15 protein-coding genes and 1 pseudogene are annotated in these 12,856 nt (G+C 69.9%); 6 read left to right on the top strand and 10 right to left on the bottom strand.

Features of this window, described 5'->3' with window-relative positions:
• Positions 1 to 177: 177 nt before the first annotated feature.
• From F3T56_RS23370 to F3T56_RS48085, 4 genes and pseudogenes are all read left to right on the top strand, one after another.
• A complete protein-coding gene (locus F3T56_RS23370; RefSeq protein WP_149827329.1) occupies positions 178 to 981 on the top strand; it encodes a hypothetical protein in 804 nt (267 codons plus the stop codon).
• Between the two features lie 172 nt (positions 982 to 1,153).
• A complete protein-coding gene (locus tag F3T56_RS23365; RefSeq protein WP_149827328.1) occupies positions 1,154 to 1,381 on the top strand; it encodes a hypothetical protein in 228 nt (75 codons plus the stop codon).
• A gap of 76 nt (positions 1,382 to 1,457) precedes the next feature.
• Positions 1,458 to 1,697, top strand: a complete 240-nt coding sequence (locus F3T56_RS23360) for a hypothetical protein (RefSeq protein WP_149827327.1) — start codon at positions 1,458 to 1,460, stop codon at positions 1,695 to 1,697.
• Positions 1,698 to 1,811: 114 nt separating this feature from the next.
• Positions 1,812 to 2,000 (top strand): annotated as a pseudogene (locus F3T56_RS48085) (VOC family protein); the annotation flags it as partial.
• 51 nt (positions 2,001 to 2,051) lie between these two features.
• Here F3T56_RS48085 and F3T56_RS23350 read toward each other — a convergent pair.
• On the bottom strand, positions 2,052 to 2,453 hold the full coding sequence (locus F3T56_RS23350) for a MerR family transcriptional regulator (RefSeq protein WP_149827382.1): 402 nt from the start codon (positions 2,451 to 2,453) through the stop codon (positions 2,052 to 2,054).
• 402 nt (positions 2,454 to 2,855) lie between these two features.
• Between F3T56_RS23350 and F3T56_RS23345 the strand changes: the two genes are divergently transcribed.
• Positions 2,856 to 4,376 carry a SulP family inorganic anion transporter gene (locus F3T56_RS23345; protein WP_149827326.1) on the top strand — a complete coding sequence of 507 codons (1,521 nt, stop codon included), beginning with the start codon at positions 2,856 to 2,858 and terminating at the stop codon, positions 4,374 to 4,376.
• Positions 4,377 to 4,830: 454 nt separating this feature from the next.
• Here F3T56_RS23345 and F3T56_RS23340 read toward each other — a convergent pair whose 3' ends face one another.
• The 7 genes from F3T56_RS23340 to F3T56_RS23310 all read right to left on the bottom strand — a co-directional run bounded on the left by F3T56_RS23340 (position 4,831) and on the right by F3T56_RS23310 (position 11,255).
• Complete coding sequence (locus tag F3T56_RS23340) at positions 4,831 to 5,313, bottom strand: TlpA family protein disulfide reductase (RefSeq protein ID WP_246203779.1); 483 nt, start codon at positions 5,311 to 5,313, stop codon at positions 4,831 to 4,833.
• Between the two features lie 92 nt (positions 5,314 to 5,405).
• Positions 5,406 to 6,107: a Crp/Fnr family transcriptional regulator gene (locus tag F3T56_RS23335; protein WP_246203778.1), complete on the bottom strand. Its 702-nt coding sequence runs from the start codon at positions 6,105 to 6,107 to the stop codon at positions 5,406 to 5,408.
• A 176-nt stretch (positions 6,108 to 6,283) separates the two neighbouring features.
• A complete protein-coding gene (locus F3T56_RS23330; protein ID WP_149827324.1) occupies positions 6,284 to 6,769 on the bottom strand; it encodes a hypothetical protein in 486 nt (161 codons plus the stop codon).
• Positions 6,770 to 6,881: 112 nt separating this feature from the next.
• Positions 6,882 to 7,670, bottom strand: coding sequence for a class I SAM-dependent methyltransferase (locus F3T56_RS23325; RefSeq protein ID WP_149827323.1), 789 nt, complete (start codon positions 7,668 to 7,670; stop codon positions 6,882 to 6,884).
• Positions 7,667 to 9,235: a radical SAM protein gene (locus F3T56_RS23320; RefSeq protein ID WP_149827322.1), complete on the bottom strand. Its 1,569-nt coding sequence runs from the start codon at positions 9,233 to 9,235 to the stop codon at positions 7,667 to 7,669. Before F3T56_RS23320 ends, F3T56_RS23325 begins: the two co-directional genes overlap by 4 nt.
• Positions 9,236 to 9,581: 346 nt before the next feature.
• Positions 9,582 to 10,043, bottom strand: coding sequence for a MauE/DoxX family redox-associated membrane protein (locus F3T56_RS23315; protein ID WP_172639088.1), 462 nt, complete (start codon positions 10,041 to 10,043; stop codon positions 9,582 to 9,584).
• 564 nt (positions 10,044 to 10,607) lie between these two features.
• A complete protein-coding gene (locus F3T56_RS23310; RefSeq protein WP_149827321.1) occupies positions 10,608 to 11,255 on the bottom strand; it encodes a peroxiredoxin-like family protein in 648 nt (215 codons plus the stop codon).
• Positions 11,256 to 11,368: 113 nt separating this feature from the next.
• On the opposite strand from F3T56_RS23310, the gene F3T56_RS23305 reads away from it, so the two are divergent.
• Complete coding sequence (locus F3T56_RS23305; RefSeq protein WP_149827320.1) at positions 11,369 to 11,968, top strand: TetR/AcrR family transcriptional regulator; 600 nt, start codon at positions 11,369 to 11,371, stop codon at positions 11,966 to 11,968.
• Between the two features lie 13 nt (positions 11,969 to 11,981).
• On the opposite strand, the gene F3T56_RS23300 is transcribed toward F3T56_RS23305, so the two are convergent.
• Positions 11,982 to 12,554 carry an SRPBCC family protein gene (locus F3T56_RS23300; protein WP_246203777.1) on the bottom strand — a complete coding sequence of 191 codons (573 nt, stop codon included), beginning with the start codon at positions 12,552 to 12,554 and terminating at the stop codon, positions 11,982 to 11,984.
• The gene (locus F3T56_RS23295) at positions 12,551 to 12,853 is read right to left on the bottom strand and encodes a DUF427 domain-containing protein (RefSeq protein ID WP_149827319.1); all 303 of its coding nucleotides are present in this window, start codon (positions 12,851 to 12,853) and stop codon (positions 12,551 to 12,553) included. Before F3T56_RS23295 ends, F3T56_RS23300 begins: the two co-directional genes overlap by 4 nt.
• Positions 12,854 to 12,856: the final 3 nt, after the last annotated feature.

Genomic DNA, 12,856 nt, shown 5'->3' with positions numbered 1-12,856 from the left:
CAGGTTGTCCTGCGGACCCGGCCGGACCTGAACGCCAGGGGTGTGCGGGCGCCGACCTCCTGCCGCGTCACCACCGGCATGCTCGGCCGTTGATCATCCACTCCGGAGTCTACACTCACGTGAAGGTAGACTTGAATGGCGTGCGCAGTCTGATGAGGCAGCCGGGAGGGAAGGCCGATGGCGGGTGTGGCGGAGTGCCCGTCGTGCGGGGAGGGCGAGGAGCTGCGCGGGGAGCCCTGCGAGGGTGACATCCGGGTTACCTGCCTGTCGTGCGGGGCCCAGTGGATGCGGGGCGCTCCCCGCTGCGCGGGCTGCGGCGGCCAGGACATCGTGGAGAGGCCGCAGTCGATGACCCGCCACTCGCGCGGCACCCAGCTGTCGATCATCGGCTGGCGCGAGGTGTCGCTGTGTCGGACCTGCGACGCCGAGGTGCTTGAGACCTCCATCGCCCAGAACACGCCCGTCCCCGGCGACTACGTCTCCAACTGCCTGTACGGGCCCGGGGAGCGGCCCTCAACGGGGCCCGCGCCGCGCCCGGCGCCGACCGCCACACCGGCCCCGCGGCCCGTCGCGCAACCCGACCCGGCGGCGGCGAAACCGGCCAGGGGTCCTGCGCGGTCGGCGGGCCCTCCCGCGCAGCCCCGGGCCGCGCGTAGCCGTCCTCGCCCGGCGGCGCCCTCTGTGGTGCCGACCGTGCGGCAGGCGATCGCCGGCTTTCTCGCCGAAGCCTCCGGCGAGGTCGATCACACCGCCATGCTGGTGCTGGGCACTCATCTCGGCTCGCACGAGCGCCTCGGCGTCCCGGACGAACCCGACGCCGCCGACAGCCTGGCCGCCTGGTGCGACGGGCACTGGGGCGACCGGAACAGTGCGGCCGCGCAGCGCGCCCTGGGCACCATCCTGCGGGCCATCGACTTCTGGGGCGCCCGTGGCCGGCTCGCTTCCGACCCGGCCGCGAAGCTCCGCCGAGGCGGCGGCTGAGGCGGGAAAGGGTGTGGCGGCCCCGACCACCGCCGAGTGGAGGGCTTACCGGCGCCGCCGCGCCGGCCGGACCTGTCCAGTGGATCGGCTGGCTCGTCAAGACTCTATTGACACGTGAGAGTCTGTAAGACGACTCTCCAACTGTAGGCGTAATTCACAAGCGGCAAACTCCATGCTGCAGCTGGCCCACGGCGAGGACGCCGTGATCGAGGCGGACGCCGCCGGGCGCACCGCGTCGGGCGAGATCGTGCTGGAGCGCACCGACCTGCACGGCAACTCCGAGCGGGTGCACACGTACCGGGTGGACACGGTGACGGCCGTCTTCCGGCGCGGCCCCGCCGACGGCGGCGGCTACCACTGGATTCCACAGCCGCCCGACGGCACCTGGTGGTGCTACTGAAGCGGCCGCCTGCCCGCCGGGGCAGGGGTGGACTGCACGCTCACGCGCAGTCCACGCCGAGAGGATGAGAACGCCGATGGGAACGTTCATGGTGAATCTGACCGACGGCTCCGAGATGATCCTCACCGCCGGACGGGCCACCCGCACCGACGCCGGGGACGTGGCCTTCGAGAACGTGGACGCCCGCGGCAACTGGTCCCGAGCCTGCAGCGTCAAGGCCGATCGCCTCGACAGCGCCCACGTGCGCGTGATCGGCGAGGACGGCATCGCGTGCTGGGTACGGCAAAGCGACTCGGGCCGGTGGTGGGCGTACTGAAGGACGCAGCCGCCCACGTATGGGCAGCCTCTGACCGACGAAATACCTTGGGGCGACGGGGCATTGGCCCTTTAGGATGACGGCACGGCATCGCGTGTCGGTCACCGTCCGGGTGAGTTCGACGCCATCTTCCAGCGGATCCAGGATGCCGAGATCACGTACTGGACCGATCCGCACGGCAAGAAGCCTGGCGAGATCAACCGCAACGACGGCGGGCGCGGTATGTACTTCATGGACCCCGCCGGACACGGCATGGAGGTCATCACCCGTCCTTACGGCAGCGGTGAGCCGACAGCCTCGTAAGCGGAGTCGGCCGGGCGGCGCGTGAGGAGAATGTCCCCTCGCGCGCCGCTGTCAGTTCCCTGTGCCGAGCCTGCGGCGGAGCGTGGTGGCGAAGTCCTCGGCGGCCATCAGTTGGGCGCGCAGCGTTTCGCAGCGGGCGTCGGCCACCTTCCGGTAGGAGTCGAGGCGCTCGCGCAGCCGCTCCATCTCCTCGCCGGCGGGCGGCTTGTCGGTGTCGGCGATGCGGTCGGTGATCTCCAGCAGGTCCCGCATCTCCTCCAGCGAGAAGTCCAGCGGCTTCATGCGGCGGATGACCATCAGGCGCTCGACGTCGGCCTCGGTGTAGAGACGGAAGCCGCCCTTGCTGCGGGCGGACGGGATGACGAGGCCGACTTCCTCGTAGTGGCGGATCGTGCGCAGCGACAAACCGGTCCGCTCGGCCACCTCGCCGATCTGCATCTGCCGCTCAGTCATCGTCACGCCTTCTCCTTCTGCGTCCCGCCGCGTTCGAACGTTCGAAGTGCTCCAGCATACGTGTCTGGAATCACATGATCCGAGGCCGTGTTCACCTGCATTTCACAAGCCACAGGTCGCACTCTCACCTCACGTCAGGGTAGAGTCTTTTTGCGAGGGCAGCCACGCTGTAAAGGCGCAGCCAGGGCGGCCCCGGCAGAGCGCGGGCCCCGACCGGGCCCCGCCGGCACCCGCAGACTTCCGGGCAATGATGCCCGACCGGCAGCCGCGAAGGCTGCCACTCCATCCGGCAGGGCCCCCGTCGAGGCCGGGCCGCCGGGGACTTCCGCCCCTTGCGTGGAGTCGAGTACGACGCGCGCACATCCAGCAGGTGGATGTGCGCGCCCGAACAGAAACGGTTGCATGTCTTCACTGCTGTCCGCAGGCCCCAAGCTGCGCGCCCGTTTTTCAAAGGGCACAGTCAAGCCCGACTGGCTCGATTCCCCGAAGGTCTTCCGCACCGAGGTGCTGGCCGGTCTGGTGGTGGCGCTGGCACTGATCCCTGAGGCCATCTCCTTCTCGATCATCGCCGGGGTCGACCCGGCGATCGGCCTGTTCGCGTCGTTCACCATGGCTGTGGTGATCTCGTTCGTCGGTGGCCGCACGGCCATGATCTCCGCCGCGACCGGCGCGATGGCGCTGGTCATCGCGCCGCTCAACCACGACTATGGCCTGGGTTACCTGATCGCCGCCGTCATCCTCGGCGGGCTCATCCAGATCGTTCTCGGTGCGCTGGGCGTCGCCAAGCTGATGCGATTCGTGCCGCGCTCGGTGATGGTGGGCTTCGTCAACGCCCTCGCCATCCTCATCTTCATGGCCCAGGTGCCCGAGATGCACGACGTCCCGTGGGCCGTCTACCCGCTGATCGCCGGCGGCCTCGCGCTCATGGTGCTCTTCCCGAAGATCACCAAGACCGTCCCGGCCCCCCTGGTCTCCATCGTCATCCTCACGGTCATCACCGTCGCCGCGGGCATCGCCGTCCCCAACGTCGGCGACAAGGGCGACCTGCCCTCCTCGCTCCCGGTCCCGGGCTTGCCCGACGTGCCGTTCACGCTGGACACGCTGACCATCATCGCCCCGTACGCGTTCGCCTTCGCGCTGGTCGGGCTGATGGAGTCGCTGATGACGGCCAAGCTGGTAGACGACATCACCGACACCCACTCCAACAAGACCCGTGAGTCCATCGGCCAGGGCATCGCCAACATCGTCACCGGCTTCTTCGGCGGCATGGGCGGCTGCGCCATGATCGGCCAGACGATGATCAACGTGAAGACGTCCGGCGCCCGCACCCGCCTGTCGACCTTCCTGGCCGGGTCCTTCCTGATGGTCCTGTGCATCGCCTTCGGCCCTGTCGTCTCCGACATTCCGATGGCCGCCCTGGTCGCCGTCATGATCCTGGTGTCGGTCGCCACCTTCGACTGGCACTCCATCCAGCCCAAGACGCTGAAGCGGATGCCGCTGGGCGAGACCACCGTCATGGTCGTCACCGTCGCCGCCGTGGTCGCCACCCACAACCTCGCCATCGGTGTCGTCCTCGGCTCCATCACCGCCATGGTGATCTTCGCCAAGCGCGTCGCCCACCTCGCCAACGTCTCCGGCGTCGTCGACCCCGACGGCAACCAGGTCGTCTACGCCGTTACCGGCGAGCTGTTCTTCGCCTCGTCCAACGACCTCGTCTACCAGTTCAACTACAAGGACGACCCGGACGACGTCGTCATAGACCTCACCGACGCCCACATCTGGGACGCCTCGTCAGTGGCCGCCCTGGACGCCATCGAGACCAAGTACAAGCAGCGCGGCAAGAAGGTCACCATCATCGGCCTGAACGAGCCCAGCGCGGACATGCACGAACGCCTCGCCGGCCAGCTCACCGCAGGCCACTGACGCCGGCTGCCTCTTTCCCGCGGGAACCGCGGGAAAGAGGCAGCCTTCTGCGGGCGGGCCCGGTCCGGGACAATGCCTGACCTGCTACAACACTGCGTCACGGCGCTCGACATGCTGCCGAAGAGCCCGAGGGAAGCTCGCAGAATTGACTTGCTCTTCGCCCTGAAGGGCGAAGAGGCCGGCCTCGACCTGCGCGCGTGCTTGTCCGAGCGCGTGGCGGGCTGATCGCTATAGGGATGGCTGCTGGACGGGTTGCCGAAGTGCTGCCCCAGGTGACGCAGTATCGCGTCGACCACCCTGGGGTTGACGGCGGCGAGCATGCCCGCGGTCAGAGCGAGGGCCAGCGGCAGATCGGACATGGCGGCTCAGCCGACGAGCGGGCTGAGCTTGTCGGCGAGGCCCTTGCCGGCCGGGAGGCTGCCGGTGAAGACCGTCTTGCCGTCCTTGTCGAGGATCACGTAGACGCTCTGCTGGGTGATCTCGAACTTCTTCCAGATATCCCCGGCTCGTCGGACAGGTTCGGGAAGGCGCCGACCCCGGTGTCGGCGACAAAGTCCTTCATGGCCTTGGTCTTGTCGAGTCCGGCCACCCCGATCACGTGCGCCTGGCCCTGGAACCGGTCGGCGACCTTGGCGGTTTCGGGGCCCTGGGCCTTGCAGGTGGGACACCACGGCGCCCAGAACCACAACACGGTGGGCTTGCCCGCCAGCATGGCCGCGTCGAACGGCTTACCGTCCACGGTCGTGCCGGTGAACCGCAGCGTCTCGGGGACCGCCCCGGTGCTGGCCCTTGCCTGCGCCGGCGAGGAGGAGCCGGAGGCCGTGGGGCTGGTCTCTTCTGCGGTACCGCTGGAGGAGGCGGACTTCTCCGCGCCGCAGCCGACGAGGGTGAGCGCGGTGGCGGCCAGCAGGCCGGGAAGGATCAGGCGGGCACGCATGACGGGACGGCTCCTGGTGGTCGGGGTCGGCTGAACTGTAGGCCGGGCGGCGAGCGGTACGGGCTGGGGTGGGTGCTTACGGTCCGGTGACGTCAGCCCGCGTGGTCGGCGAGCCGCTCCGGGGCGAGGACGGTGATGCGGCCCCGAGCGAGGCGGATCAGGTGCTGGTCGGCGAAGTCGCGCAGCACCTTGGTGCACGTTTCGCGGGAGGTGCCGGCCAGGGCGGCGATCTGCTGGTGGGTGAGAGCGATCTGCGGGCTGTGGGTCCCGAGCACCCTGGGGCGGGTCTCGGCCGCGAGGGTCAGCAGGGTGGTGGCGATCCGCTGCGGGACGGACTTGAAGACGCTGTCGGACAGGCGCTGTTCGAGGTCGGTCAGGCGGCGGCCGAGGATCTCGGTGATGCGGGCGGAGATCCGGGCGTCGGACAGCAGGAAGCGGTGGACGTCGGCGCGGCTCATCACGCAGACGGTGACGTCGTCGAGGGCTTCGGCGAAGTTGTCGTACATACGCTGCCCGAGCAGCACCATCTCGCCGAAGATGGTGCCGGGGCTGATGATCGCGCAGGTCAGGGCGCGGCCGTCGGCCGAGACCCGGAAGATACGCACCCGGCCCTGCTTGAGGATGAACAGCACCTCGGAGGGCTGGGAGGGCGAGTAGAGCAGTTCTCCGGCGCTGTAGGTCTTCATCGGGGCCGCGGTGGCGATGGCGTCCATTTCCGCGTCGCTCAGGTCGCGGAAGATGTCGACCTCGGAGATGCACCAGGTCTTCTCGGCCTCGTCGCCGGTGTGCTTCATGTGGTGTGGTTCCTCGCGTCGTCCCGGTGCCCAGGGCGGGGGTGCGGCGCCCCACGCCGGGCCGGCCAGCGCGCCAGCGCTGCTGGCCAGACAGTAGTCGTCCAGGGCGCCCAGGAGAGGCTCGGTACCCCCCGGCGGTGCGCCGGAACCAGGCGTTGACTCTGGTGGTACCGGTGTCATCCGGTAGTCCGGCCGGTCTGCTTGCCCGCCGTCCGGGCGACGAGGGAGAAGGTGAGTCCGGCCAGGAGACCGAAGACAAGGTGGGCGCCGAGACTGGAGGAGGTGACGTCGTTCCATTCGAAGACCGGCATGCCCAGGTTGGCGGGCATGATCCACAGCGCGCCGACGGTCCACCACACCGCGCCGTAGGCCAGGCCGAGGACCACGGCGGACGCGAGGCGCTGGGCGAACTGCCCCAGCAGCGCGCCGAAGGTGATGCCGGCGAAGAGCGCGATGGACAGGTGGATCAGCCATCCGGCGAAGGCGTTGGTGGAGCCGAGGAGACCTGCGACCATGGTGATCATCGCGGTGTCCGTCATGGGCCTCGACACCGACATCCAGATGCCCATCCCGACACCGCCGACCAGACCGGCCGCGGCGCCCCACACCGCGTGCACCGGAATGACGGCCGTGCTCGGGGAAACGCGCAGGGTCGTAGTCATGATGATCGCCCTCCTGGTGCAGTGACTCATCGCTCTTGTCGCTGACGCTAGGACGCGGGGCAGGTACAGGTATGTGAGGGCGCTTACGTACCCGGCGGTAGCGGTACGGCCGTCAGGTGGACTTCACGGCGGTCAGCAGGGCGTAGCCGAGCGTGCCGTCCGCGACGGCGGCGCGGGCCGCGGCGAGCACGGCCGGGGCGGCGGCCATGTCCACACCGGCGTCGGCGAGGCGGCCGGGGGCGGTGATGCGCAGCAGGTTCAGCCGCGCCTCGATCTGGTCGATCATGCGGAGCAGCGCCGCGTCGTGGCGCTCGGTGGCCAGGGTGCGCAGTCCTGCAACGGCCAGGATGTCGCCGTACTCGGCCAGCGGGCGGGCGTCGGCGACGCAGGCGATGCGGGCACCGAGACCGGCCAGCCCGGGCGGCAGCCGGTCGGGGACGGCGGTCACGTCGGTGATGCCGACCCGGCCGCCCGGGCGCAGGACACGGGCGAACTCGGCTGCGGCCTGGACCTTGTCGGGGAAGGTGCACAGGGCGCACTCGCACACCACCGCGTCGAACACCTCGTCCGGGTAGGGCAGGTGTTCCGCGTCGCCCGTGGTGAACACGGTCCGCTCCACCAACCCCGCCGCCTGGGCCGCGCCTTGGGCGAGCGCTGTATTGGCGGCCGAGTAGTCCACACCGTCCACTCGTACCCCGTAGGCGTCGGCGAGCAGGAGTGCCGTGGTGCCCCGACCCGAGGCCACATCCAGGACCCGGCCGCCTGCGGTCAGCTGAAGGCGGTCGGCGAGGCGTCGGGTCAGGGCGGTGCCGCCGGGGTGGTAGGAGCCGCCGAGCAGCAGGGCGACGACATCCTTCGCGTAGGCGTCCGCACAGCATGCTTTGACCTCGTCGCTGTTCATGACCGCTCTCCCTCCGCCTCGGTACGGACGGTTTTCGAGCCGTACGGTGTCGGGGTGAGCCGGTCCGCCAGCGGCAGCGCGTTCGGCACCACATCCGCGACCGGTACCCCCGACATCTGGGCCCGGACCTGCTCCCGGTAGCCGACCGAGTTGTAGGCGCAGAACGGGATCAGCCGCCCGTCCGGGGTGATCTCCTCGACGCAGCACTTCATCAGCTGCTTGACGTTGAGGGTGTAGGGGTCCTGGAAGTCCTGCACCACGATCATGAAAGCCTTGTCGTTGAGTTCCTTCACCGCCTGGGGCAGGTCGATGCCGCAGGCGTCCGCGCAGTCCAGGGCCTCCGCGGTGGCGCGGAGCTGCTCCTCGGTGGTGGCGGTGCCCATGAACGCGGAAGCTGACCAGAGTTTCTCCAGGGCCTCGCGGATGCCGGCGTCGGGCATGACCCGGTTGGTGACGTAGTCGAGGTGGTCCTCCACGTTCAGCAGGCGCGGGATGGGCACGACGGTGCGGTTGCCGGGTTCGCCGTCCACGAGGAGGTAGGTGATGGAGCGGCAGGTGGGAAAGCAGCAGGGCACGGGGAAGAAGTCGCCCTTCTGGAACCACTGCGGGCGCTGGGCGTTGATGAGCTTGATGACGTCGGGGTTGGTGAGCCGGTTCAGCGGGTCGAATTCGACATGCCGTCCGGAGTGGGTGACCGGCTGGAAGGCCACAGACCGGACGGCCGGATGGTCGATGCCGTACTCGATGATCGCGCCGATCTCGTGCTCGTTCAGGCCGCGTTCGACGGCCGCTACGAGGGTGACGGTCAGCCCGGCCTCGGCGCAGTTGTCCAGCGCCCGCTGCTTGAACGTGCGCAGGTCCCGCCTGCGGATCTCCAGGTGGGTGCGCTCGTCGAGGCCGTCGAACTGGAGGTAGATGTTCACGGACTTGCCGGGGACCTGGTTGCGTTTGCCGAGCTCGGCGACGAAGTTCTTGTCGGTGGCGAGGCGGATGCCGTTGGTGTTGAGGTGGACGTTCTTGATCGGGCGGGTCTGGGCGAGGTCGATGAACTCGAGGATGTGTTTGTGGATGGTGGGCTCACCGCCGGAGAACATCACCACCTCCGCCTCGCCCTCGGACTCCACGAACGCGTCGAGCATCCGCTCGCACTGCTCGTGGGTGATCGAGTAACCGTCGCTGTGGTGGCCGGAGTCGGCGAAGCAGATCGGGCAGTCCAGGTTGCAGCCGGTGTTGACCTCGATGATGCCCAGGCAGGCGTGTTGCTTGTGCTCGGGGCACAGCCCGCAGTCGCTGGGGCAGCCGTCCTTCACCTCGGTCTGGAAGACCAGCGGGATGGTGCCGGGCTTGTTGAAGCGGGCCGAGGACAGGTACTCCTCGGCGTCCCCGTAGACGAGGGCCTCGAATTCGCCGTGCTCGCGGCAGCGTTTACGCAGATACACCTTGTTGTCACGGATGTTGACCTGGGCGTCGACGGGCGTCTTGCACAGGGGGCAGATCGACTTGGTGAACTCCACGAACACCTCGTCGCGGTCCGCCTTGCGCCGTGGCGCGGATGCCTGGGGCATCGGTACTCCTCACTCCGTCGTGACGGGATCGGCTGTTCGGCTTGGACGCCCCTGCGCCGTGGGGCGCTCCCCGAGCCCGCGCTCTTGTGCTCGCCGGCGCTGGAGGGGAGCGGTGCGGACGAGCAGCAGTCCTCGGGGCCGGCGCCGCGTCGGTGACGGGCGCGGCAGTGCAGGGCGTAGGCGGACGGCGATCAGCCATGGGTTGCGTGGTGCTCCGCCGACCGCGCCGAGTGCTCCGCCGGCAACGAACGACGGGCCGGCGCAGCACCATCACCAGCTCGGCGCCCAGTGGCCCGAGTGTCCCGCGCACACCGGGACGTTCACGCCGTCCGGTCATCACACGTCATCACGCGTCCGCCTCCTCGTTACGCAGCCCGCCCCGCTTGCGGGCTCCACCCGTGCCGGGAGGCGTGGCCGCGCTGCCGCGCAGCAGCAGACCGGCGTAGAGCAGCAAGAGGGCGTCCTGGACGAGCACGAACCAGCTCAGCCGCTGGGGCAGGTAGCGGCCGAAGCAGCCGCAGTTGGCCACGGTGAGCCCGCGCGCGTACGCCTGTGCCGCCAGCAGCGCCCACGCCAGGGCGACGCCGGTGAACACCCATACCGGCGCCCTCGCGCGGGATCGAGGGCGGGCCAGGAACCACACCCCGCACAGCAGTTCGCCTGCGATCACTGCCACGGCCAGTGCGGTCGCGCCCGCCCCGGAGGCCAGCCCGTACGCGGCCAGAATGCCGGGCATCCACCGGAACGAGACAAGCTGCCCGGCCGCCATCGCGACGAACAGCGCGCCCAGTACGATCCGCAGCACCATGCCTGAACGCTACGGCCGGAACGGGGCCGGGAACTGTAAGCGCGCTCACCGAACAGGCAACCGCCGCGCGCCACCGAGGACGGGACTGATCGCCGCTCGTCGTGCTGGTGGCGTATCTCTTCTCCATCGGTGACCTCGCGGTCTCGGCCTCCGGGCCGGTTCACCGGCGGCCCGGTGTTCCAGACGGCCCGGGAGCGCGTGTTGCAGGTCCGGGCGCCGCACCTGTTCGAGCCGGTGGTCGCGGCGCATCCTCGGCGCACCTGGCGGTGTTCGTCAGCCTGCTCAACTTGCTGCTCGGAGGAATCGTCGCGCCCGGGGCGGCTGCAACGTCGCGGTCGCCGGGCTCGCGACCCGGCATGCGGCGGCCTGCCGGGCGACGCGTCGCCGGAGGGGATACACACGCCTGCTCGGGGTGTTCCCGGTGTTCCTGCCCGGCCTCGTCTGCTGCGCACCGGCCGTCCGGCTCGTGCTCGGCACCGCCGCCGTGCTGCTGCCGGCGTCGATTCCGATGCGGCCGGTGTTCTATCCGCTCACGCTCGTGCTGTTGACCGACGCCCTGGTGGGTCAGTCCAGGGAGTCGAGGGTGGCGAGGATGTCGGCCGGTTCAGCGCGGCGGGTGTAGTCGGTGTCGGCGAAGGCCCAGCGGATGGTGCCGGCGCGGTCGATGACGTAGGTGGCGGGCAGTGGGAGGGTGCGCGGGTGGCCGGCGTTGACGCGCTGGAGGTCGAAGCCGAGTTTGTCGTAGACGGCGGCGAGGTCGTCGGGGAGGTCGAAGGCGAGGCCGTACTGCTTGGCGGTGTCGGAGCCGATGTCGCTGAGGACGTCGAAGGCGAGCTGGTGCTTCTCGGTGAGAGAGAGGGATTCGTCGGGGATCTGCGGGGAGACGGCCACCAGTTGGGCGCCGCGTGCGGTGATGGCGTCGTGGTGCTGCTGGAGGGCGTGCAGGGCGATGTTGCAGTACGGGCACCAGGCACCGCGGTAGAAGGTCAGCACGATCGGGCCGTCGGCGAGCAGGTCGTCCAGGGACACGGCCTGCCCGGTCGCCGAGGGGAGGGTGAAGCGGGGGGCCCGCGCGCCGGCGGTCAGGGTGCGGTCGGCCTGGCCGGAGTCGGCCAGTGCCTGGCCCGCCCGGCGCATGATCTCCCGGATCTCGGCGGGGATCTGCTGCTGGCGGGCTTCGTAGAAGGCGCGCAGTTCGGCGTTGAGGGTCATGGGGATGGTCCTCCTGGGTCACTGGGGCACGACTCAACTCGGAATGACCGTTCCAGGATAGCAGTGGCGGAGGTATCCTGGAACTATCGTTTCGAGATGGCGGGGTAGGAAGCATGCCGGACATCAAGCACTTCGACCCGGACACGGCCCTGGAGACGATGGTCCGCCTGTTCTGGCGGCAGGGCGTGGCTTCAACCGGTATCCAGGACGTCGTCACCGCGACCGGGCTCAACCGTTCCAGCCTGTACGCCACGTTCGGCGGCAAGCAGGAGCTCTACCGTGCCGCACTGCGCCGCTACGTGGAACAGCGGTCCGAGCCGGCGTTCCGGCGCCTCGCCGAGGACGAGCGGGGACTGCCGGCCATCTCCGAGTTCTTCGCCGGCCTGATCGAGGCGCGCTGCTCGGGCGAGTACGCCCGCTGGGGCTGCATGGTCGCCAACGCGCATGCCGGGGCCGAGAACGGTGATCCCGAGGTGCGCGCTGTCCTGGACCGGCATCACCAGGAGCTACGGGACGCGATGCACGCGGCGCTCGTCACCGCCCATGCCCAGGGACAGCTCGCCCCCGGCTGCGACCCCGGCGCCTGCGCCGACCTACTGGCGCTGCTCGCGTACGGCGTCAACCTCCGCTCCCGCGCCGGAGCGGACGCACACGACCTGGGCAGAACGGTGACCGCCGCCCTCGCCTCGCTCGGTGGCCCGGCGGCACCCTGACGGCTCTCGCCAGTCATCGCCGGGCCCTGCGCTCCGCCTCCTCCTTGACCGCGGCGAGCGATCCGGCGACGGTCGCCTCCCAGCGGGCGGCGACCTTCTCACCCCACCAGGCTCCGGCCCGCCACAGGTCGGTGCCCAGCTCCCCTTCGTACAACAGGCGGGTGCCGGTGGGCAGTTCGGTCAGGGTGAACGACTCCACGACGTAGGGGACCGGACCGCGCACGAGGCGGAAGTCGACGCGCTCGGGGCGGCTGAACCGTACGGTCTCTACCGTGACGGCCTTCCACCGTCCGCCGAGCGGCGTGAAGTGAGCGGCCAGTGCCATGTCACTGCCGCGCTCCAGAACGCGCACCTTCTCCCGCATGGCCCGGGTGGCGCGCCCCAGGTACGGCTGGGCGATCACGTCGAAGACCACGTCCCGGGGCGCCGCGATGTCCAGGGTCTGCGGCCCGAGCGGTCTGACCCGTCGGCCCACGCCCAGGTCGACCGGAAGTGCCCCGCTGACCAGCCCGGCGTATCCGCCGACGGCCATGGCCGCCGCGGTCGCCGTCCATGCTGCCGTCCGGACCCTCCGGCGGCCGCTCACGACGTGCCCCCCGGCTCGCCCTCGACCGTCACGCCCTGCCAGAAGGCGACGTGGTTCTTGATCCTGCGGGCGAGCGGGCTCGGGTGCGGGTAGTACCAGGCCGCGTTCCGGTTGGTCCGCCCGTCGACGGTGACGGTGTAGTAGCGGGCGAGCCCCTTCCAGAGACACAGCGACCGGCCGCGGGTCTCGGTGAAGTACTCGCGATGCAGTGTTCCGGGCGGGAAGTAGTGGTTGCCCTCGACGATCACGGTGCGGGGGGCTTCCGCGATCACGGTGCCGTTCCATACTGCGCGCAGCATTAC

The organism is Streptomyces tailanensis, assembly GCF_008386495.1.
In the GTDB taxonomy this organism is placed as follows: Bacteria; Actinomycetota; Actinomycetes; order Streptomycetales; family Streptomycetaceae; genus Streptomyces; species Streptomyces tailanensis.
This window is presented reverse-complemented; position numbering and strand designations above follow the sequence as displayed.